The 23,506-nt window shown below is 40.4% G+C and carries 18 protein-coding genes; 7 read left to right on the forward strand and 11 right to left on the reverse strand.

The genetic code is table 11. The features are described 5' to 3' along the window. Nucleotides 1-17 precede the first annotated feature (17 nt). The gene (locus PTT44_RS14845) at nt 18-1,010 is read right to left on the reverse strand and encodes a DUF1852 domain-containing protein (protein WP_168158703.1); all 993 of its coding nucleotides are present in this window, start codon (nt 1,008-1,010) and stop codon (nt 18-20) included. 897 nt (nt 1,011-1,907) lie between these two features. Between PTT44_RS14845 and PTT44_RS14850 the strand changes: the two genes are divergently transcribed. Beyond that, a complete protein-coding gene (locus PTT44_RS14850; RefSeq protein ID WP_168158704.1) occupies nt 1,908-3,206 on the forward strand; it encodes a dicarboxylate/amino acid:cation symporter in 1,299 nt (432 codons plus the stop codon). Between the two features lie 123 nt (nt 3,207-3,329). On the opposite strand, the gene PTT44_RS14855 is transcribed toward PTT44_RS14850, so the two are convergent. Next, entirely contained in the window at nt 3,330-4,220 is an 891-nt protein-coding gene (locus PTT44_RS14855; protein ID WP_004691641.1) for a LysR substrate-binding domain-containing protein, read from the reverse strand. Between the two features lie 134 nt (nt 4,221-4,354). Here PTT44_RS14855 and PTT44_RS14860 point away from each other — a divergent pair, with 134 nt between their 5' ends. Continuing rightward, nucleotides 4,355-5,773 carry an aspartate ammonia-lyase gene (locus tag PTT44_RS14860; RefSeq protein WP_168158705.1) on the forward strand — a complete coding sequence of 473 codons (1,419 nt, stop codon included), beginning with the start codon at nt 4,355-4,357 and terminating at the stop codon, nt 5,771-5,773. A 207-nt stretch (nt 5,774-5,980) separates the two neighbouring features. On the opposite strand, the gene ssb is transcribed toward PTT44_RS14860, so the two are convergent. From ssb to PTT44_RS14875, 3 genes are all read right to left on the reverse strand, one after another. After that, the gene (ssb, locus tag PTT44_RS14865; protein WP_058870676.1) at nt 5,981-6,565 is read right to left on the reverse strand and encodes a single-stranded DNA-binding protein; all 585 of its coding nucleotides are present in this window, start codon (nt 6,563-6,565) and stop codon (nt 5,981-5,983) included. A 51-nt stretch (nt 6,566-6,616) separates the two neighbouring features. Next, nucleotides 6,617-7,981, reverse strand: a complete 1,365-nt coding sequence (locus PTT44_RS14870) for an MFS transporter (protein ID WP_004978200.1) — start codon at nt 7,979-7,981, stop codon at nt 6,617-6,619. A gap of 159 nt (nt 7,982-8,140) precedes the next feature. Then, nucleotides 8,141-9,220: a DUF475 domain-containing protein gene (locus PTT44_RS14875; protein ID WP_058870674.1), complete on the reverse strand. Its 1,080-nt coding sequence runs from the start codon at nt 9,218-9,220 to the stop codon at nt 8,141-8,143. 210 nt (nt 9,221-9,430) lie between these two features. Here PTT44_RS14875 and tenA point away from each other — a divergent pair, with 210 nt between their 5' ends. The 4 genes from tenA to uvrA all read left to right on the forward strand — a co-directional run bounded on the left by tenA (nt 9,431) and on the right by uvrA (nt 13,793). Then, nucleotides 9,431-10,105: a thiaminase II gene (gene tenA, locus PTT44_RS14880; RefSeq protein WP_004691671.1), complete on the forward strand. Its 675-nt coding sequence runs from the start codon at nt 9,431-9,433 to the stop codon at nt 10,103-10,105. Nucleotides 10,106-10,266: 161 nt separating this feature from the next. Further along, entirely contained in the window at nt 10,267-10,641 is a 375-nt protein-coding gene (locus PTT44_RS14885) for a hypothetical protein (protein WP_148825345.1), read from the forward strand. Then, nucleotides 10,642-10,764: a hypothetical protein gene (locus PTT44_RS14890; RefSeq protein ID WP_273795693.1), complete on the forward strand. Its 123-nt coding sequence runs from the start codon at nt 10,642-10,644 to the stop codon at nt 10,762-10,764. A 197-nt stretch (nt 10,765-10,961) separates the two neighbouring features. Beyond that, nucleotides 10,962-13,793 (forward strand): excinuclease ABC subunit UvrA, encoded by a 2,832-nt coding sequence (uvrA, locus tag PTT44_RS14895; RefSeq protein WP_168158706.1) that lies wholly within the window; start codon nt 10,962-10,964, stop codon nt 13,791-13,793. Between the two features lie 231 nt (nt 13,794-14,024). Here the strand turns inward: uvrA and PTT44_RS14900 are convergent, their stop codons facing one another. Next, the gene (locus tag PTT44_RS14900) at nt 14,025-14,495 is read right to left on the reverse strand and encodes an HIT family protein (RefSeq protein ID WP_168158707.1); all 471 of its coding nucleotides are present in this window, start codon (nt 14,493-14,495) and stop codon (nt 14,025-14,027) included. 60 nt (nt 14,496-14,555) lie between these two features. Beyond that, nucleotides 14,556-16,301: a GGDEF domain-containing protein gene (locus PTT44_RS14905; protein WP_168158708.1), complete on the reverse strand. Its 1,746-nt coding sequence runs from the start codon at nt 16,299-16,301 to the stop codon at nt 14,556-14,558. 1,088 nt (nt 16,302-17,389) lie between these two features. On the opposite strand from PTT44_RS14905, the gene omp33-36 reads away from it, so the two are divergent. Continuing rightward, nucleotides 17,390-18,277 (forward strand): porin Omp33-36, encoded by an 888-nt coding sequence (gene omp33-36, locus PTT44_RS14910; RefSeq protein WP_168158709.1) that lies wholly within the window; start codon nt 17,390-17,392, stop codon nt 18,275-18,277. 49 nt (nt 18,278-18,326) lie between these two features. On the opposite strand, the gene PTT44_RS14915 is transcribed toward omp33-36, so the two are convergent. The 4 genes from PTT44_RS14915 to PTT44_RS14930 all read right to left on the reverse strand — a co-directional run bounded on the left by PTT44_RS14915 (nt 18,327) and on the right by PTT44_RS14930 (nt 23,430). Continuing rightward, complete coding sequence (locus tag PTT44_RS14915) at nt 18,327-20,294, reverse strand: BCCT family transporter (protein WP_168158710.1); 1,968 nt, start codon at nt 20,292-20,294, stop codon at nt 18,327-18,329. A gap of 157 nt (nt 20,295-20,451) precedes the next feature. Then, nucleotides 20,452-21,141: an ion channel gene (locus PTT44_RS14920; RefSeq protein WP_004691682.1), complete on the reverse strand. Its 690-nt coding sequence runs from the start codon at nt 21,139-21,141 to the stop codon at nt 20,452-20,454. Between the two features lie 241 nt (nt 21,142-21,382). Next, a complete protein-coding gene (locus PTT44_RS14925; protein WP_168158711.1) occupies nt 21,383-23,098 on the reverse strand; it encodes a cation acetate symporter in 1,716 nt (571 codons plus the stop codon). Beyond that, nucleotides 23,098-23,430: a DUF485 domain-containing protein gene (locus PTT44_RS14930; RefSeq protein WP_004691685.1), complete on the reverse strand. Its 333-nt coding sequence runs from the start codon at nt 23,428-23,430 to the stop codon at nt 23,098-23,100. Before PTT44_RS14930 ends, PTT44_RS14925 begins: the two co-directional genes overlap by 1 nt. Nucleotides 23,431-23,506: the final 76 nt, after the last annotated feature.

Genomic DNA, 23,506 nt, shown 5'->3' on the forward strand with positions numbered 1-23,506 from the left:
ATTCTATTTCAGTTAAATTAAGCAGCGTTGCTGTTTACGGTATAATTCGCAGCCCATTGTTCAAGGATGTCTTGATAAGGCTTAATAAAGTTCTCTTCCGTCCATTTACCTTGCTTGACCGCGAGCTGACCACGCTCAACACGGTCATAGACAATTTGTGTTAATGAGTAATCTGGATACTCTAAGCTGGCTTGATAGACTTGAGCTGCTGATGAATTTGCATTGTAAATTTCAGGGCGATAAATCTTTTGGAAGGTTTCCATGGTGCTAATCGCACTGATCAATTCAAGATCGGTGTAATCACGCAGTAAATCACCCGCAAAATAGAATGCTAAAGGCGCAGCGCTCCCTTTTGGCATAAAGAAGCGAACCCTTAAGCCCATTTTATGGAAATACTCATCGGTACGTGAATATTCATCTTGTTTATACTCAACGCCTAAAACAGGATGCTCATTGGCAGTACGGTGGTACTTCTTCGCCGTTGAAACACTCAAACAAATCACAGGCTGTTGATTAAACTCTGCTTTAAAAGTCTCTGAATTCACCAAGTATTGATACAGTTTGCCATGTAGATCGCCAAAACCTTCAGGTGCATACGACGTCGAATTCTCTTTATTATGTTCTTTCAGCACCACGCTAAAATCGTAGTCACGTACATAAGACGAGAAGCTATTGCCAATCATGCCTTCAATACGTTGATGGGTGTGGTGATCATTAATCGTGCTTTTCAGCATTTCAATAATTGGGAAAGTTTGACCATTCCCTTCAATGTCTAAATTTGCAGAAATAATATCGATTTCAAGCGAATAACGATCACCATTCGGGTTATCTGTTTGTGCTAAGGCATTGAAACGATTATTAATCATACGAAGTGTATTACGAAGGTTCTGCTCACGGCTTTCACCACGCGCCAAGTTAGCAAAGTTCGTCGTTAGACGTGTGTTATCTGCTGGTTGATAGTTTTCATCAAAACGAATGCGTTTAATTGAACATGCAAACTCTGTACTCATGGCGATCTGTTACCCTATATTTCTGCGATAAAACTGAATTTCTTTCATGCTCTTTCTAGACTGTCCAATTTTCTTTTTGGATCTTTCTAGCAAATCGTCTTTCCAACCTTCTCAGATTTTTCTGAGCATCAGGCTAAGAAGCAACGATGAATATGATCTATCGTTAAGAGCGTGGTTTAATTTATACCTGAATGATCACATGAATAAAAATGATTTAATCTCACACCAAAGTGAACTAAATTCATGTTTGGAAATTCTGTCGCTTTAACAATGAATTGCGCATAGATAATTTTTTGTGGATGTACGAAAGGAAACAATGAAAACATCAAGCCCTTGTGCGTAAGCTGTGAAAAGTCATGATATTGCTAAATCAACGTCATCAACACGCTACATCTCTTTTTTAATTATCTATTTATATCAGCAACTTAAAATCATGAGCTGATTATTAAAATATTAGATAAAACAGGCAATTCAATGGTTTTGTCTGTGGGAAAATGATGAGTGCAAGCTTGGTTTTGAGTTCTTGTATTCATTAACTTTGGCTTCGCTTTCAGATCTTCGCTCTTCCTCACAGGGTCAGCAAATTTGGTATCTGTCCTCTCATCAATCAGAATTAAAAAAACAAACATTCAGTCTTAAGTCCAAGAACAGCTCACCTATATCAAGTAAAACTAAAGAATCATCTCATGCATTTTTTGCATAACTGAATTAAAAATTGCATTGTCGTTTTTTTTAAAAAAAAGTAACACTTGCCACAGCTAAATCCCCAATCGACGATTTAGCACTCAATATCTAAAGCAATGCCTATATAAATTTATCAACATGGAATGTCATCAATGCCTTGCTACATCAGGCTAAAAGTTGATGAAAAGAAGATTAAAAGAAGGAACGATAAGTATGAAGCAGAAGAAATTACTGAAATATATTCTGATTGCCATGATCTCTGGAATACTGATTGGTTGGGCTTTTCATAGCACGTTAACGACCGCACAAACCACAGAACTTGCCGCCTATTTTAAAATAGTGACCGATGTATTCTTAAGATTAATTAAAATGATTATTGCCCCCCTAGTGTTTGCAACAATCGTTTCTGGTCTGCTCTCGATGGGAAAATCCTCATCGCTGGGATCAATTACCTTAAAGGCCATGAGTTGGTTCATTGGTGCATCATTTATTTCACTTTTACTGGGCATGGGCTTAGCCAATTTATTCCAACCTGGCGCTGGGATGAATCTCACCGTCCCTCAAACAGCGGTTGATATCGGTGTCAGTGCGACAAGTCTGAGCTTAGAAACGTTCATTACGCATATTTTCCCGCGTAGTTTTGCTGAAGCCATGGCCAATAATGAGATATTACAAATTTTGGTTTTCTCAATTTTCTTTGGTTCCGCACTGGCCTATGTTCAACATCAAAATGAAGCGACCGTCATTGGCAAAATAATTGATGAACTCTGTAAGGTGATGTTCCGAATTACAGATTATGTCATGGCGTTTGCACCTATTGCCGTTTTTGCAGCGATTGCTTCCGCGATTACCATCCAAGGCCCTAAGCTGATTATTGATTATAGTATTTTCATTGGACAGTTCTATGTGGGACTACTGGCGCTTTGGACTCTCCTGATTGCTTTCGGCTATATCTTCTTGAAAAAAGATATTTTTAGATTGATGCGAATCGTACGTGAACCCACCATGTTGGCCTTTGCGACCGCAAGTAGTGAATCGGCTTATCCAAAAACTATGGAAGCTTTGGAGAAATTCGGTGTACCTAAACGCATTACCAGTTTCGTGCTCCCTTTAGGTTATTCTTTCAACCTCGACGGCTCGATGATGTATATGGCATTTGCCGTGTTATTTATTGCACAAGCCTACAACATTGATTTAAGTTTTTCCCAGCAAGCACTCATACTCTTTACCCTCATGATTACGAGTAAAGGGATTGCAGGTGTTTCACGAGCATCCATTGTGGTGATTGCCTCCACTCTGGCCATGTTCAAACTTCCTGAAGCCGGTATTCTATTAATTTTAGCGATTGATCAGTTTTTAGATATGGGCCGTACGGCAACCAATGTGATTGGAAATAGTATTGCAACTGCCGTGATTGCACGTACTGAGGGCAATAAAGATGAGCTTACGGAGCAAGAAGGTATCATGGTGAACAACATTCCTCCCGTAAACCAATTGGCCGATAATAGTTAGAACTATTTATAGAGAAAATAAAAGGTGATTTTTAAATAGTAAGTAAAGTCCTTTATTTACTATTCATAAAATCACCATATTTATTATTAACAACGATTAACTAAAATAACTCATAAAATCCAATTATTTATTTTTCTGAATTAAAATATTCCAAATATAATTAATTCGATTTGAAAATGACATTTCTCGTTTAACCAGATAGACATCTTGAAATAAATAGTACTGCTTACCGTCCAGTACTTTTAATTTATTTTCTTGGATTTCTCTTTCAACCAATAATTTAGGCAGCCATGCCACACCTAAACCTTGTAATACCAACTCTTTTAAATCACCTGCATTATCAGTCTCATATAAAGTTCTATAATCCAATTTATTTTCAATCGCTTCATCCACACAGTTTCTTAAATATGCTTGTTTACTATAAGACAACAAAGGAAAAGACTGATCGAGTGAATATTTGGCCGTCCCGTCATGATCTAAGGCCGTCACCGGGAGTATTTCCATTTCAACAATTTTATGAAATTCGAACAAAGAACGATCGAATTGTTCCAATGTTTTTTGATCGCAATAGCTGATTAAAAAATCACACGAACCATCTTTTAATAAGCGCATCCCCTGTTTGAAATTTGAGGCAATAATTTCCAATTTTAAGTCCGTCATATCCATCGATAACTCATGAATAAAGCGGGGGAAAAACTGGGTAATGAGCGAGTGTGACACTGCAAACTTGACGGTTAACTCATCATGTTTCACATTCTTTTCTAAATATTTTATTGTTGTAGTGAGTTGATTTTGTATGTTTTTTGCCGAAGCCAGTAAAACTTGACCTGCTTCTGTGAAATCAATGTTTTTACTATATCTTTTCAAAATTTGGAAACCCAATGAGTTTTCAATATTCTGAATTCTGCGCGTAAAGGCAGACTGTGTGACATGTCGTAGAGCTGCTGCTTGAGATATCGATTTTTCTTGCTCTAATGCAAGTAAATCTTCAATCCATCGAATTTCTAAAGTCATAACTCATTCTTCACTCATCCTTTGATCAATTATAATCTATTATGCAAAAAATGCATGTAGTAATATATTTTTACATTAGAAAAAAACCCGTGCGCACTTTAATATCGATTTATTCGAGATTAGAGTCTATTTAAATGAACATTAAGATTAACACACGCGTTGAAAAGGATTTATTAGGACATAAAGAAATTCCTGCTCATTGCTATTATGGTGTACAAACTTTAAGAGCTTTAGAGAACTTTAATTTAAGTCCAAATAAACTCAATCAATTCCCTGTTTTTATTAATGCCCTTGCAATGGTTAAAGCTGCATGTGCAGAAGCCAATTTTAAACTCAATAAACTTGAAGAAAATAAATACAATGCTATTCAGTATGCATGTGAACAAGTTCTTAATTATAAGTATCATGACCAATTTCCAATTGATATGATTCAAGGTGGTGCAGGAACATCCACCAATATGAATATCAATGAAGTTCTGGCTAATATTGGCTTAGAACATTTAGATCATTTAAAAGGCGAATATCAATATTTACATCCAAATAATGATATTAATATGTCTCAGTCAACCAATGATGTCTATCCAACTGCCATTAAAGTGGGTTTAATTTTTGCAATTGAGCAATTGAACAGCCCGTTTCAAAATTTAATTCAAAGTTTTAAGAACAAGTCCGATGAGTTTTCGCATATCTTAAAAATGGGTCGTACCCAATTGCAAGATGCCGTTCCAATGACCTTAGGTCAAGAATTTGGCGCATTTGCAAATACCTTACAAAATGATTTAAACAAGCTCAATGACATCATGCCGTCTGCTTTAAGTGTTGTAAATTTGGGTGGAACAGCAATTGGAACAGGCATCAATACCGAAGTTAAATATCGTGAATATGCCATCGCAGCATTGTCTGAAATTACGCAAAAGCAGATCAGCAGTTCACCTGATTTAATCGAAGCAACCTCAGATATGGGCGATTTCGTTTTATTATCGAGCTTCTTAAAACGTACCGCGACTAAACTCTCAAAAATTGCCAATGACCTGCGTTTGCTTTCTAGTGGCCCTCGTACTGGTCTGAATGAAATCCATTTAGAACCGCGTCAACCGGGCAGCTCAATTATGCCAGGCAAAGTGAATCCTGTTATTCCAGAAGCCATGAATTTAGTGTGTTTTCAAGTCATTGCAAATGATTTGGCTATTACTTTGGCGGCCGAAGCAGGTCAACTGCAGCTCAATGCGATGGAGCCGTTAATTGCTTTTAAACTGTTCGAATCGATCGATTTGTTGGGTAAAGCTATGCAAATGTTCCAACATAAATGTATTGAAAACATCCGTGCCAATGCTGAACACTGTCAGGCCAATGTCAATAATTCAATCGGCATTATTACTGCACTCAACCCCTATTTGGGCTATGAAACAACGACTCGTATTGCAAAACAAGCCAATGAAACTGGTCAAAGTGTATTGGCTTTAATTAAAGCTGAAAACCTATTGTCCGATCAAATTTTGGCTGATGTGCTATCGATCAAAAATATGGTTCATCCTCAGCAATCTTTATCATGATTTATTAGCATTTAGTCTTTTTAAAAAGGGATCTCATCGGAGGTCCCTTTTTTATAGAGGAATAGTATGCTCTGTCACTCGTATTAGCTGAACATTTTGATGCCATAAAGCTCTTTTTTAAATACCAAATTTGCCTACCATAAAAAAAAGAACTTGATATAAATCAAGTTCTTTTTTACTTCATACAATATTTAGATATTATACAAATCAGAATGGAAGATCATCATCCATATCTGCTGGTGCTGCCGCAGGCGCTGACTGAGGAGCCGCCTTTGGTGCAAAACCGCTTGGGTTATTGTTCGCATAACCACTTTGTTGGTTGTTGCTATTGCCCGCTGCAGGATTGCCGGCATAACCGCCTTGGTTGTTGTTATTGTTATAACCACCACCTTGGTTATTGTTGAAACGTGGTTGTGCATAACCATCATTTCCGCCTTGCATTTGCTCACCTTGCTGACGGTTGTTGTCGAGCATCTGCATTTGCTCACCACGAATTTCTGTGGTGTAGCGTTCTTGACCATTTTGATCTGTCCACTGACGAGTACGCAGTGAACCTTCAATATAAACTTTCGAACCTTTACGTAGGTATTGTTGCGCAATTTCACCTAGACGGTTGTGTAACACAATACGGTGCCATTCGGTTTGCTCTTTACGCTCACCTGTGCTTTTGTCTGTCCAAGAGTCGCTCGTTGCAATTGAAAACTGGGTCAACGAACCACCGTTTGGAAAAGTTTTCGTCTCTGGATCTCGGCCTAATGTGCCCACTAAAATAACTTTATTTACACCGCGCATCTGATGTTTACTTCCTATCTATTTCTATTATTTACTTTATAAGAGTTATGCTTAAATGGCTACCTCTTTCCCCAACAACTGCGTTAAATCTTGTCGCGTAGCATCATCTATTTGCTGCTTATCGACTTTTACATACGCTACTTGCTGATCAGACATCACCACGACCTCTTCAATACCACGAATCGCTAAAAGCTGTGAAGTCCATTCGTCCGTTTGTTTATGTTCAGGTAAACGCAATACCATCGAAGACAAATAGCGCGGTTGTGCCAAGCCAAAACTAATCAATAACCAAACAATCGCTAGTCCAGTCAGGATGCTCCAACCCAAGGCTGTATTGTTTAACAGCAACAACTGACCACCTGTGACACCACCAAAGAATGCGCCTAAAAACTGGCTACTGGCATTAACGCCCATCGCGGTGGCTTTAGACTGAATCGGCGCAGCTTTCGATAACCATGACGGCAACAGCGCTTCCATGACATTAAAAGCAATAAAGAATAAGCCCAAACCTGTCAGCAAAATATACTTCGACTCAAAGCCAAAAATTAGGATGCCTAAGCCTAAAATAATGCCGCCAATAGCCGTTAAAAAGATGCCTCGCATCTTGCGATATTTTTCAGCCAACACAATACTTGGAAAGGCAAAAAATAGGCTAATCACCAACAGTGGTAAATACACCCAGCCATGCGAATTTAGTGGAATTTTTGCAAAATCGATGAGCTGTGAGGGAACATAAATAAACATTGCTGTCAGCAATAAATGTAAGCTAAACACCGACACATGCAGACGGTTCAGATCACCCATTTTTAAGACTTGTTTGAGCTGGGCCAAATAACCTTGTTGATAATTACGATGATGGCGGGTGACTTTTGGCACCAAAAATAACATCGAAATGGCCGCCAAACCCATGATGGTGGTCACCCAAAATAATCCTGAAATTCCTACTAAACCGGTAAGCCACGGCCCCAAACTAAAAGCCACAGCAAAAGAAACCCCGATACTCATGCCCATGGTTGCCATGGCTTTCATACGGTTTTCTTCACGGGTCACATCCGCCAGTAGTGCCATCACCACGGCAGACACTGCTCCCCCACCCGCAATGGCACGACCAATAATCACCCCATAAATGGTGTCTGACATCGCTGCAATTGCACCACCCAAAGCAAACAGAAGCAGCCCAAAAACCACCAAAGGCTTACGGCTATAACGGTCGGCAATTAAGCTGAAAGGAATCTGTAAAATGGCCTGTGTTAAGCCATAAATCCCCACAGCCAAACCGAGCAACGCAGGCGTTGCATATTCATAGGTCTGCCCTGCCACAGAAAATACAGGGATGATCATGAACAAACCCAACATGCGTAAGGCAAAAATACTGCTTAAGGCAAAAGTTGAACGACGTTCTAAAGCATTCATCATAAACGAGGACAGACTGTATTGAATTAATCTTGGATCAAGATTATAGGCTATTCAATCCGACTAGCGGCATGAATTTTATGTTTAATAAAAGCCTTCCTGATCTGAAAAACAAAAAGCGCAGTCTGAGCTGCGCTTTTCTTCGGTTTAAAGCAATCTGCTTTAAGCGGCTTGATGTTTTTTGTATTGAATAGAAGCAATAACAGCCCAAACAATAAAGGCCACACCAATTAAACCTGTGACGACTTCTGGTACATGTAGACCTGTACCACTTGCCAGCATAATAAATGCTAAAGCACCAATCGCGTAGTGTGCGCCATGCTCAAGGAAGACATAGGCATCCAAGGTGCCTTTTTCGACCAAGTAAATAGTCATCGAACGCACGAAAATCGCACCAATCGCGAGACCCAGCATAATAATTACGACATCGGAAGTAATAGCAAACGCACCAATTACACCATCAAAACTGAACGATGCATCAAGTACTTCTAGGTATAAGAAACCACCAATACCTGCTTTGACCACACCTGTGGTTGCGCCATTGGCATCATGTGTAACCGCATTGCCATCTTCATCAACTTCAGGTTCACCACCCAACAAATGACTCAAAACTTGTACGCCAATATAAACCACGATGCCCCAGATTCCCGCCATGGTCACCACCAGACGTTTGGCTTCATCGACATTGGCCGCCATTACCAAAAGTGCAATCAGTGCAAGGAAGACCGACATTGCAGGAACATTGGCTAAGTTAGTCAAACGGCGTTCTAACCAGCGGAACCAGTGTGTATCTTTCTCTTCATCTAAAAAGAAGTTTAAGAACACGAGTAACAAGAATGCACCACCAAACGCAGCAATTTCAGGGTGGTGATCCATCAGACGTTGCGAGTAGGTTTTTGGATCATTCAAAGCCAGTTGTACGACTTCAACAAAGCCCATATCAGCAGTTACCGCCACAATTGCGACAGGGAAGATTAAACGCATACCAAATACAGCGACTAAAATACCCACAGTCAGGAACAACGTTTTCCAGAAATGATCCCAACCACGTAACACAGATGCATTGACAACGGCATTATCAAAAGATAACGAGACCTCCATCACCGCTAAAATTGCAGTAATGGTCAAAGCAGTAAACATGGTCTTTAAGCCCGCTTCTGGTCCATGGGTAAAACCCCAGTACGCAGACAACGCAAGACACACGATCGTAAAAATGATAGAGAAACCAAAATGTTTCATCATGACAGATCGACCTATAAAAAATTTGGAGATGAACGAAAACTAAAAAACAGGTTGAGTTTTATGGCCGCAATTATGACGCTTTTTACGCCTGAAACCAAAACATCTTCGTTAATTTTTACTTATCTCACCGATGTACGGAGATGGATTGTTGTTCCGAGCAAACTGTTGTTATAGTCTTGCCCATATTTTGGCTTCCCTCAGGATCTAATCATGGCTTTTTCTCAAGACGTTTGGCAACGTAATGTCGACTTATATCAAAAAACACTGGCTTTACCTTTTAACCAAGAATTGGCTTCAGGCACACTTAATAAAGAAGCATTTTGTCATTATGTGATTCAAGATGCGCACTACTTGGTGGCTTATGGTCGTGCTTTAGCGGTGTGTGGTGCCAAAGCGTATGAGGCCGATGACATTATCCAGTTTAGCCAAGGGGCTAAAGAAGCGATTGTGGTGGAACGCAGTTTGCATGATGGCTTTATGAAAAATTTTGATATTTCAAAGCAGCAGTTTGAAGAAACCCCGCTGACTTTAGCATGTCACCATTACACTTCATTTCTAACGGCAACAGCATGGTCTGAAAGCTACCCTGTGGTGTTAGCAGCACTCTTACCTTGTTTTTGGATTTATGCTGAAGTCGGTAAAGACATTGTGGGTAACTCTATCGCCAACAACCCGTACCAAGCGTGGATTGATACTTACGCAGGTGAAGAATTCAACCAAGCAGTACGTAATGTAATTGCAACCATCGATAAAGTGGCTGCGCGTTGCGATGCAGACACTATTGAGAAAATGCATAAAGCCTACCGTAAAGGGGCTGAACTGGAATGGTTGTTCTGGGACAGCGCTTATAAACAGCAGCAATGGCTCGGTTTAGACCACGCTTAAAAGCGAAAATGATCCAAAAAGCCCTGAAACCTTCAGGGCTTTTTATTGACCGAATATCGTATTTTTTCAGAAGGCGCGATTGCTATTTTAAGCATTTAAAACTAAACTCTAGTAATGATAATAATTATCATTTGCATAATTAACTTTCGAGGGCCGTTCTCATGCATCCGGATACTCTAGGTACTGAAGCCATTCGTGCATTTTTTACCGTACAATGTTGCTGGCTAAATAACGAAGAAATTTACCTTGAAAAAGGCTGTTTACACTGCGGTTCTGCCGCGACCTATCTCATTTACTATACCAATCCACACATTCAAAAACTGATGTTGGCGTTTATTAAAAAATATCATTGCATTTTAAGTCGAGAACAAGACTTACTCGACCTGCCAGACTTTGAAGATGACTACGACGCCTTCTTACAAACTCTTGAGCATGAAGTCAATTTCTATGCCCGTCTCCATCATGACATTATCCGTCCCTTTGCTTTTGAGACGGTCGATTCAATCTTTGAACGTCCTTATGCACTAGCATGCTAAATGCTGCAACCACAACAACACTCTATCCCTGAAGGCGTATGGCAAACCAAAAATAGCACAACCATGATGCAACTTTTGCACTACGCCGAATGGGAGATTCACTCTTTTTTACGCAATACGTAAACACCTTTCTATCTTCAGTCGCAGCCAATATCGATAGCTTGAGACTTGTTTCAACACTGAAATCTAGCTACAGTCTAGCAGCATCAATTTTCTTTTGGCCGACATGATTTGTCGCTATAAAATCATGTTTAACACTTGAATAAAGCATAAGTCGTTATCATATACCTCCTTCATCTGCACAATTTCGAGATAGTTTTATGAGCCAAAGTCATATCCGTATTCGAGGCGCACGTACCCATAACTTAAAAAATGTGAACCTTGATATTCCCCGCGATAAGTTCGTGGTGATCACGGGACTTTCTGGTTCAGGTAAGTCATCGCTTGCATTTGATACACTCTATGCCGAAGGTCAGCGTCGTTATGTCGAATCGCTTTCGGCCTATGCGCGCCAGTTCTTGTCACAAATGGAAAAACCTGAAGTTGACTCAATTGAAGGTTTAAGCCCTGCCATTGCGATTGAACAGAAGTCAACCAGCCATAACCCACGTTCTACGGTGGGCACCATCACCGAAATTTATGACTATTTACGACTACTCTACGCACGTGTCGGTACGCCATTTTGCCCAGAGCATGATTTGCCGATGGTGGCACAGACCGTATCGGAAATGGTCGATGCCGTAAAAGGATTGGATGAAGGAACAGCGCTGATGCTGCTTGCACCTGTGGTGCGTGAGCGTAAAGGTGAATATTCCAACCTGTTTGAACAGCTACAAAGTCAAGGTTTTGTAAGGGCGCGCGTCGATGGTGATATTGTTGATCTAGACCCAATTCCAGAACTCGATAAAAAGAAAAAACACACCATTGAAGTGGTGGTGGATCGTTTTAAAGTCCGTGATGACCTCGGCAACCGCATTGCAGAGTCTTTTGAAACGGCTCTACGTTTGGGCGGTGATATTGCGATTCTTTCGTGGATGAACGGTGAACACCCAGATCGGGTCTTTTCAGCTAAACACTCATGTCCAGAATGTGACCGCGCTGTTGCAGAACTTGAGCCCCGTTTATTTTCATTTAACAATCCCTTTGGTGCCTGCCCAACCTGTGATGGTTTAGGGACTCGTAGCCATTTTAGTGCCGAAAAACTCATTCCAAGCCCTGAGGTTTCCATTAGCCAAGGCGCGATTCGTGGTTGGGACAGACAACGCCCGTACTACTACAGCATGATTGAAAAAGTGGCTGAGCATTTTGGCTTTTCTTTGGATACGCCTTGGAATGAACTGGATGCCGACACCAAAAAGAAATTTTTATACGGTACAGGCAAAGAAAAAGTTGATTTAAGTTATATCGATGAACGTGGTCGTAAACATAATCGTGTACAACCTTTTGAAGGAATTTTGCCACATTTAGAACGTCGCTATCGTGAAACTGAGAGTAACTATGTTCGTGATGATTTGGCACAATATCTGTCTAATGCAGCATGTGATGCCTGCGGTGGATCACGTCTGAATGAAATTTCACGCCATGTTCGAGTGAAAGACAAAACCATTGCCCAAATTACCAAAATGTCGATCGGTGATGCGGAAAGTTATTATCAAGACTTAAATCTTGATGGCGCAAAAGGCGAAATTGCCGATAAAATCTTTAAAGAAATTCGTGAGCGCCTGCACTTTCTAGTCTCTGTTGGTTTGAATTATTTAAGTCTTTCTCGTTCAGCAGAAACCTTGTCTGGTGGTGAAGCGCAACGTATTCGTTTGGCTTCGCAAATCGGCGCAGGTTTGATGGGTGTGATGTATGTCCTCGATGAACCGTCGATTGGTCTACATCAACGTGATAATGATCGTCTATTAGAAACCTTAGTCCGCTTACGTGATTTGGGGAATACTGTTTTAGTCGTTGAGCATGATGAAGATGCGATTCGTGCAGCAGATCATATTATCGATATTGGTCCTGGTGCTGGTATTCATGGTGGTCATGTGATTGCTGAAGGGACTTATGATGAAATCCTTGCGAATAGTGAATCTCTCACGGGTCAATATTTATCAGGCAAACTAAAAATTGAAGTACCGAAAAAACGTACTGAACCGCCAAAGCCTGAAGAACAAATTAAATTGATGGGTGCTGCGGGTCATAACCTACAGAATGTGGATTTAACCATTCCTTTGGGTGTGATGACCTGTGTGACTGGTGTGTCTGGTTCAGGTAAATCTACGCTGATTAACCGTACTTTATTGCCTTTAGCAGCAACACAGCTGAATGGCGCAACGACATTAACGGCTGAGAAGTTTGACTCGATTGATGGTCTGCAATTCCTTGATAAAGTTGTTGATATTGATCAAAGCCCAATTGGTCGTACACCTCGCTCTAACCCTGCAACGTATACAGGTTTATTTACTCCGATTCGTGAATTATTTGCGCAAACACCAGAAGCCAAAGCACGTGGTTATGCTGCGGGACGTTTCTCGTTTAACGTGAAAGGTGGTCGTTGTGAAGCCTGTGAAGGTGACGGCATGATCAAAGTGGCAATGCACTTCTTACCTGATATGTATGTGCCTTGTGATAACTGTCATGGTGAACGTTATAACCGTGAAACTTTAGAAGTCGGTTATAAGGGCAAAAATATTTCAGATGTACTGAATATGACGGTTGAAGATGCCATGCATTTCTTTGATGCGATTCCTGTCATTCATCGTCGTTTAGAAACACTGAATCAAGTGGGTTTGGGCTATATCCGTTTAGGTCAGTCTGCAACGACACTATCAGGTGGTGAAGCGCAGCGTGTGAAATTGGCACGTGAATTGGCAAAACGTGATACAGGTAAAACGTTATATATCTTGGATGAACCCACTACAGGTCTACATTTCCATGACATTGCTAAACTGTTAGATATCCTTCATGAGCTACGCAATAAGGGCAATACCATTGTGGTGATTGAGCATAATTTGGATGTGATCAAAACTGCTGACTGGGTGATTGATTTGGGCCCTGAAGGTGGTGCAGGTGGCGGGATGATTATTGCGGAAGGTACACCTGAGCATGTGGTGAAATCTAAAGTTTCGCATACTGCGAAGTTTTTGAAACCGTTGTTGAAGTGATTCTGGGATTCTCCCACTTTAAGAGGGGGGATTTCCTCCTTCCACATAACAGGCGCGACATGAATGTCGCCTGTTTGACTATGCTCAAGGGACTGAACATTAGTTAAACAAGTGGGTTTTGTCACTTTTGCCCAGTAAAAATGAGATAACGCTACACAATAGCAATTATGCCAGCAATCCAGTACGAAGATGCTCTAAAACGATAGTCATTAATACCAATCGTTCAACTTATTATTCAAAAGCTCGAATCTGCTCAGCAAGCAAAGCCAACTCTTCATCATTTGCCCGCTGAAAATCATGTGATGAAATATAGCCTTCGTACTGCTCAAAATATTTATCAACATTAGAGTTTACAGCTTTCCAGTTTTCATGCATTTGCTTGGTTCCATGCATAGGGAACAATTTTGCATGTATATGATCGACGCCAAAACCTTCAAATACCATTGCAGTCCGCCCAACGTCTTCAAAGAATCCGTCTAACTTTTTCGCAATTTTCTTGGTGTAAAGTATCAATCCGGTGAGAACATCATCATCATCCAAATCAAAAGCATAACTTGTGTAATGTTTTTTGGGGATTACAACAGCTGCACCTAACGTATTCGGAAAAATTGTTAAAAAAGCCATGTAGTCGTTATTGCTATCAATAATATGGCAAGGTATTTCATTTCGTGTCATCTGACAAAAAATACAGTCTGTTCTCATTTGCCCCTCATCTATTCTTTTGTACTGTTATTTAAATTTATTCATTTAGGGCTAATTATTTCAAATATAATATGATTCATTCACTTCACCGACTGAATAAGCCACAACCTTATTTTTCCCCTGCTCTTTGGCTTGAAACAAAGCACGATCGGCTTTTTCTAACAGTGCCATCCAACTGGTCGCACCAATTGCGACCCCAATACTAATACTAACTTTCAAATCAGGGCAACGTACATTATCAAGTGGCTTCGCTTCATAAATCTCAGAACGAATCTTTTCCGCAATTTTTAAAGCGCGCTCCATTCCAACATTTTCAATCAGCACAATAAATTCGTCACCACCGTAACGTACCAACAAGTCAGATGTCCGAATATTTTCTTTTAATTTTTCAGCCACAAACTGAATCACCTGATCCCCCATCAGGTGTCCATATACATCGTTGACCTGTTTAAAATGATCAATGTCGATCACCATTAAACAAGTCTCCGAAAACTGAGTCGGCTGATTTTCCAAAAGTTTAATGTATTCATTCAACGCATAACGGTTTGCAACCCCGGTTAATGAATCCAAATGCGCAATATTCTTGAGTCGAAACTCCAACGCATCTCGCTGCTGAAGCGTCTGTTTTAACTGCTGAATCGCTGCAAATAAAGAATAAACATTGGCGGGTTGGTCTTTGGTATCCATCGGGTTGGGGCGAAGACTGGAATGGGATAAATCAAAAAGAATTTCACGCGCTTGAATAAGTGGACTAAACACTCTCTTGCGTGCATAGATCATGGTAAACAGTGCCGCAAAAATTGAAATAAGTGAAATCCCCACCGTTGTGAGCAAAATATTTTGTGCTTTATGCTTTTCAATGATGGCTTTTTCAACGCTATATTTGAGTAAATAATTTTGCAATTCCACCACGGTCGAAAATTTATCAACGATTGCTTCAGTTAACTGTGTGCCAGTTAAGTAATATGGTCGATGGTAAATACTTTCATTCATCAAGCGTTCAACAATCAATAGCCCTTTGGCTAAAAACTCGTTATAAACCGCTTGATGCAGCACTTTAAATTCTTCAGTTTTATCACGCTCGGGCTGTAAGGTATCAATGAGTTCCCACAAATACATCACTTGCTTCCGAGTCTGTAAAGAACGCGCTAAATTGGTTTCAGGAATCGGTTGTTTAAAAGCTACATGCGCCATCACATTGGATGCAGCACGACCAGCCTGATCGCGTAAGTCCGCTAATAATAAAATTTGGACATAGAAGTTTGAAACAGCGGTGTCTTTGCCTTCAGATACAGCGATCACATCTTTTAAAACATCATGACTACGATCCCAAGCACTAAACATTTTTAGGATGGCTTGATCCATGGTCTCGGCATTACGTTGCTCACGTGGTAGAGCTGCATAGGCATCTACCTGTTGTCTGCCTTGCATTAAAGCTTCATCTAAACGGTCAAATAAACTTAAATCTAAATTTGGGAGGTTCGAATGCTTTAAAACCTCTAAGGTCTTTTGCATCTGCTCATCTACCGTGAGTCGATACAGTTTTAATTCAAGCACATGTTTGGCAAAGTCTTGCTGATTACTCGACATGAGCTTGTTGGCTGGCGCACGCTCTCGTGAAATCTTATTGGCCAAGTCTGCAACAGCTTGTAGGGCTTGTATTTCAGTTAAAGCTTGGTTGGTTTTGATGTAATCGCGATAACTTTTGACCATCAACGGAATGGATAAGCTGCACAATGACAAAATAATAATGCTCATTGCAATGTACAACTTTTGACTCAAATACTCAGAGCGTATTTCTCGCATACTTCAACCACGCCCCCATTCCAAAATAAAAGAAAACCAAATTAACTGTTCATTATATGAACAGTATATCGTGTATTTAAGTGATTAATTCTTTGTTTTGCATCATTTTAAGATTTCATCAGCCCCAAATGATCACGGCTAAACTTTCACTCACCTATGGAAACTAAGTAAATCAATCCTTAATAATATTCATGTTTAGTGTGAATTTCATTCAATATTTTCTAGTTTTCCCATTTTTTAAAGTACCTATATTTACATATGCAACATTTAGGTGCATAATGCACAGTATTGGGGCGAATTAAAGTATATCCTCAGCAGATATTCTAGTTTTCCCACAAGTTTTGGCGGAAAAAACCAACTTCTTTTAGAAGTTGGTTTTTTTTTGCCCGAATAAAAGTTTTTAATGAAAAATACAGATTTATTATTGCACTATCATGGTGCATTAAATTCCAATATATTTTTATTCAGAAAAAAGAAGATCTCGAAAATTTAAATAAAAAAAAGCCCAACCTTGGGGAAAGTTGGGCAGATAAACAAAAACTGTTTGAGGAGAATTAGCTTCTCAGAAAACAACAATATTGTTAAATGATTCGCTAAAATTATTATGAAATAAATCTGCTCTATTGTAAAGCCAACCAAAGCACTATGGATTAATATAATTGCATAATTATTGTGAGAATCATCACAAATCCAGAGAAGATATGTACATTATGCAATCAAAAACCGTGTTTTCTGCGCTAATTTTAGGCATTTTTTAGACTTAGGACACAAAAACGGCTATGTTTGAGGCACTTCATTTAACTTTTTTACCGTTTGTTTTTATTATTTTAATCTAATTTATCAATCATAAATCAAGTTCAGTACAATTCAATATCGCGCATTCTCTGTTTTCTAAATAGATATACCCTATTGTTCTGCTGTAAGTTTTTTTTGGTTGACATGAATATGCTCAATTGAGCACTTTTTAACCTTTAGCACAGTTAAAGTAATTACTCAATAATGTAATACCATTAGAGTTCATTGACTTAATAAATTGTTACAATAGAATAGCCTTAGTTTAATCCAATGTTAACAATCTGGTAAATATCATGAAAAAACTCGGTTTAGCCACTGCTTTATTATTAGCCATGACCGGTGCTCAAGCATACCAATTCGAAGTACAAGGTCAGTCAGAGTATGTAGATACAACTGAAAACGACAAAAACTTCACTGGTGCTGTACAAGGTACTTACTATTTCAAAAACGTTGATTCATCTAAAGGTCCTTTAGCTGAAGCTGCTTTCTTAAACCAAGCATCAAATGTATCTTTAGCTTACCAATATGGTCAGTATGATGCTCCTGAAGATGAAGGTCGTTCTGACATCGAATCTCATGTTTACGGTGCTAAAGCTGAAGCTTATGTACCAACTAAATTCGTTCCTGCTTATGCAAGCGCGTCTTACAGCCACACTCACACTGATGGCAAAAATTCAGTAACTCGTGATGATAATGGCGACCGTTATGCATTAGAACTTGGTGCTGTAGTAGCTCCTAACTTCTTGGTTGCTGTAGGTTATACTAGCGTTGCTGACCAAACTGCTCTTGATGCGTTCGGTATCATGAACAATGGTGTAGTTAAAACTTTTGGCGAAGCAGCGACTATTGCTGACGACCAAGATGCGATTACTGCACGTACTAAATACGTAGGTAACATCGACGGTACAAACATGGCGCTTGGCTTAGAAGCTGGTCTTGTTTATGGTGAAGACACTGCTTACCAATTAAAAACTGACCTTTACTTAACACCTGCGTTAAGTGTTGGTGCTTCTTATGCAGAGTCTAGCTTTGATGACTTACCAAACAAAGCTTGGGGCGCGAACGTAAACTACTTCATCACTCCAGCGATTGCTGTAGGTGCTAGTTATGTAAATGCTAATGCTGAAAATGCAAACCTTGATACACAATCTGTTGGCGTAAACGCTAAATTCCGTTTCTAATTCAATTTAGAAACTGAATAGAAAAAAGGACGCTTAAAGCGTCCTTTTTTTAGTTTGTGGCTCTGACTAAATTTAAGAAATGTAAATGACGCTCATATTGGTCAATAATATCTTGTAATAGATCATCTAAAGTCCAATCCATCACATCATAATTCTGCCCACCTTCTCTTAAGAAGACTTCAGCTTGATAAAACTGCTGTTCTTCGAGTCGATCTGCCATAAAACTGGGTGGCTGGGTTTCACGGGCAACCACCTGATAGATGAAGTTAATTTCATTATGGTGATCCACGCGTAACTGCAAGCCATGCTCAATCGGTTGAATAGTCACGTCTAGCTGACGGCGCTGAAATTCCTTTTGTACCGATGAAAATGCATGTTGTACTTGCTGGCCAATGAATTCTTCAACCTCAGATTGGGTATGTGGATAATGCATAATCAGACCTAGACGCTGTTGCCAACTGCGTGGATTTTGAATCGCACGTGGCGTGATTCGCGCATCTTGTAGTGCACGCATTTTGGTGACATCCAAACGCAGTGCTTTCAGTAAGCCCCAACAGACCAGTAACATAATCAGAGTAAAGGGTAAGGCACTCATAATGGTAGCCGATTGTAAGGCTGAAAGTCCGCCTGCCATCAGTAAGATAATCGACAGTAACGCAATCAAAATGGTCCAAAATAGCCGTTGCCATAAGGGTGAATTTTCTGTTTCAGCAGTTAAGTAATCAATCACCAATGAGCCTGAGTCGGCAGAAGTCACAAAGAATAGCACCACCAGAACGGTCGCAATCAGGCTCGATATTTGAGAGAAAGGTAAATGGGTCAAAAATTCAAACAGTGCGACGGATGAATCTTGTTGTACCGCTGAGATTAACGAAGTGTGCCCATCTTGAATAATACTGAACAGCGCTGCATTCCCCATGAAGCCCATCCAAATCAGGGTAAAACCTGTAGGAATGAACAACACCCCGACAATGAACTCGCGAATGGTTCGACCTTTAGACACTCGGGCAATAAACATTCCAACAAAAGGCGACCACGAAATCCACCAAGCCCAATACATAATGGTCCAACCACCAATCCAACCATTGGGTTGGTAGGCATATAGGTTGAAGGTCATCGTGAACAGATTAGATACATATTGCCCTGCATTTTGAATACTGGTTTGTAAGATATAAATGGAAGAACTGGCAAAAAACACAAATAACAGTAAAACCACTGCCAGCACCAAGTTCAATTCAGAAAGCCGTTTAATGCCTTTGTCCAAACCAAAACCGACTGAGAGCGAAGCTAAAAAAATGACAAAAATGATTAGCCCGACCTGAATGCCAATACTTTGCTGAATGCCAAAAAGATAATTCAGTCCCGAATTAATTTGGGTCACCCCAAAACCAAGTGTGGTCGCAACCCCGAAAATGGTGCCTAAGGTTGCAAAGGTATCAACCGCATCTCCCGTTGCACCATAGATTTTTTTGCCCACCAAAGGATATAAAGCAGAGCGAACTTTTAAAGGCAAATTATGTCGGAAAGAGAAATAGGCCAGTGACAATCCCACAAGCGCATAAATGGCCCATGCATGTAATCCCCAGTGGAAAAAGGTGATTCGCATCGCTTGTTGTGCGGCATCTACGGTTTGCCCGTCTCCCGTGGGTGGGTTGACATAGTGCATCACCGGTTCAGCGACACCGAAGAACATCAAACCAATTCCCATCCCTGCGGTAAACAGCATAGCAAACCAAGAACCACTGCTATATTCAGGCAGACTATGATCAGGACCGAGTTTGATTTTCCCCATATCGGAGAGCGCAATAAAGATCAGCAAGATCAGAAATAACGCGACAGATAAAACATAAAACCAGCTAAATGAATCAATAATCCATTGATTTAAATGTTTGGTTAAAGCCTCAAAACCACTTGGGTCAAAAAGAATCAAGGCCAGAAAAAGCACTAGAATCACGACAGTGCTGAGAAATACATTCCGTTTGATGTTTGCAAACAGCGATGGCTTTATGGAAGGCATAATTCCCCCAGAAAATTATTTTTAGTACAAAGATATAACCAAAATGGTTAATTAGACGAGTCTAATAAAGAGTGAAGAATGAATAGCTTAAAATTTAACGATTCTGTTCCATCATAATTTATGTTGGAAAATAAGGCAGTGCGAATCCTGTAACAGTTTAATTTTCTTTATGATCATTGGGCCGATGCTGAATATACTGCAAGGCAATCAAGCGTGAAACGACTAAAGCCAAATACATCACCCCACAAAACATCTGCAACATTGCAATCATACGAGCCAGCGGTGTTAATGGCATTAAATCGGACAAACCTGTCGCCGACTGCAAACTAAAGCTTAAAAAAAGTAAATCGAGCCATGACTGTGCGCCCGCCACATTGGGATTTAAAAAGCTATTGGGTTCTAAAATCTGGCAAATGCTATATAAAAAGGCAAAACCCCATGCAATAAGGGTAAACACTGCCCCTGCAGCAAATAGCTCATCTTTGGTCAAATAACGGTCTGCAAACATATAGCGCAGCAAGCCATAGGCCGCAATAAAATAGGCCATCGCTTCAAAGGCATGACTAATCACCAAAAGCATTGGATCTCGCGCACCGAGCAAAATCAGTAACGAAAAGAACAATGCCCCACCAACAAAGCTCAAGCCGAGAATGGTGAACACGGGGGTTTGGCGAATGACCTTGGCAATGAGTAACAGGACCAAAACACCTAAGCCCCAAACCAATACACGTAAGGACAAACTATGACCGCTCAACAGCGCCAAAATCAGCATAATAAATTGCAACAGCAGTAACCATGCTGATGGCAGTAAACGGAAGCCTTTCCAAAATTCGACAAATACTTGCATATGCAGCCTGTTGTTTTTAAAGCCAAGTTTGATTGGTTCTTGTTCTCGCTTTTAAACTTAGCACGAATAGCCACTGAAACCGATGCTTTTTATTCACGTGATTCAATTCATTTTGATTACAACTTGAGTACAGACTGTATATCACGATCTTGCATTTCAGCATTCAATGCCAACAAAATTAGGTATTCAACACCATAAAAAAAGCCCCAATCAATGGGGCTTTTTTTAGTTCAGGTTCAGATTAGTGATCTGAAGCGCCTGAGATACCAATACCTGTTTGTGAACGTACATACTGCGCATCAAATGCTTTACGTTCTGCTTGTGCACGTGCTGAGTTATCAGTCACAGAGAACAACCAGCAGCAGAAGAACGCCAATGGCATTGCAAAGATCGCTGGACCATTGAATGGATTTACTGGCGTTTCAGAGATTGCGAATGTATCTACCCAAACGGCTTTAGACAAGACAATAAGTACTACTGCAGTCGCTAGACCCACTACACCACCAATCACCGCACCACGCGTGGTTAAACCTTTCCAGAACATTGAAAGTACAAGAACTGGGAAGTTCGCACATGCTGCTACAGAGAATGCTAATCCGACCATGAAAGCAACGTTTTGTTTCTCGAACAGAATCCCTAAAATCATTGCAAAAATAGCAAGACCTAAAGTCGCGATTTTAGACATACGAAGTTCAGATTCAGGAGTCGTTTGACCTTTCTTGAATACGTTTGCGTACAAGTCATGCGAGATTGCTGAAGCACCTGACAAGGTCAGACCTGCAACAACAGCAAGAATCGTTGCGAACGCTACTGCTGAAATGAAGCCCATGAACAAGTCACCGCCCAATGCATCAGACAAGTGAACCGCTGCCATGTTGTTACCACCAACAAGCTCTAGCTTGCCAGTTACTGCCATTTTCGCGACATCAAGGAACTGCGGGTTGTTCGATACATAAAGGATCGCACCAAAACCAATGATGAAGGTTAGAAGGTAGAAGTAACCAATGAAACCTGTTGCAACAACCACTGATTTACGTGCTTCTTTAGCATCTTTAACGGTAAAGAAACGCATTAAGATGTGTGGTAAACCCGCTGTACCGAACATTAAAGCCAAACCTAAAGAAATGGCATCAATTGGGTTCGCTGCAAGTTTACCTGGGCCCATGATATTGCCCGCTTCTGCTAAAGAAATGTCATGTACTTTAGAGAAAACTTGAATTGACTGGGTGAACATTTCAGAGAAGCTGAAGCCCACGCCTTTCATCACCATGAAAGCCATGAATGTCGCGCCAGACAAAAGCATCACAGCTTTAATAATCTGTACCCAAGTCGTTGCCAACATCCCACCGAAGATCACGTAAGCCATCATCAGAAGGCCGACAATCACTACAGCAATGTTGTAGTTCAAACCAAATAAGAGTTTGATCAGCTGACCTGCACCCACCATCTGAGCGATCAGATAGAATGCAACGACAACCAATGAACTCACTGCTGCAAGCGTACGCACTGGTTTTTCCGCTAAACGGAATGACACTACGTCAGATAAGTTGAACTTACCTAAGTTACGTAGACGTTCAGCCACCAAGAACAATACGATTGGCCAACCAACCATGAAACCCAATGAATACAGCAAGCCGTCGAAGCCTGAACTGAAAACCATTGCGGAAATTCCCAAGAATGACGCTGCGGACATATAGTCACCCGCAATCGCTAAACCATTTTGGAAACCTGAAATCCCGCCACCTGCTGTGTAGAAGTCAGCAGTGTTGGTGGTTTGTTTTGCTGCCCATTTGGTGATGAGCAAAGTAAATCCGACAAAGATACCGAACATGATAATTGCATGCCAGTTTGTCGCTTGTTGTTGAGCCTCACCCAAATCTGGGCCTGCAAGTGCTAGGCTCGAAGTCAACAGTGCGATAGCAGCGACTGTAAGCGCTTTCAATGAATTCCATTTCATTAGTGCTGTCCTTTCTCTTGCGCAATGGCTTCGACTTCACGCATTGCTTCTTCATTTAATGCGTCGAGCTTGTTATTCGAGATATACGAATACACACCACACAAAACAAAAGACAATACAATAATGCTTAGACCCAATGGCATTCCAATCGTGGTCACCCCACCACTGACTGAAGTCATTAAAAATTCTTTGTTGTAGCCGACCAACAACATGAAACCAACGTATACAACCAACATAATAGTTGTCAGTGTCCAGCTCAGTTTACTTTTACGACTAACCATTTCCTTGAATTTGGGATTTTGTAGAATCTGTTCTACTTGTCTCTCATCCATAACCATACTCCTGTCTGTATCCAACCGTAGATACAATTTTTTAATTCGAATTATTACATTTGCTAAAGTAGCAAGC

Source organism: Acinetobacter sp. Gutcm_16 (assembly GCF_028649355.1).
GTDB classification, from domain to species: domain Bacteria; phylum Pseudomonadota; class Gammaproteobacteria; order Pseudomonadales; family Moraxellaceae; genus Acinetobacter; species Acinetobacter johnsonii.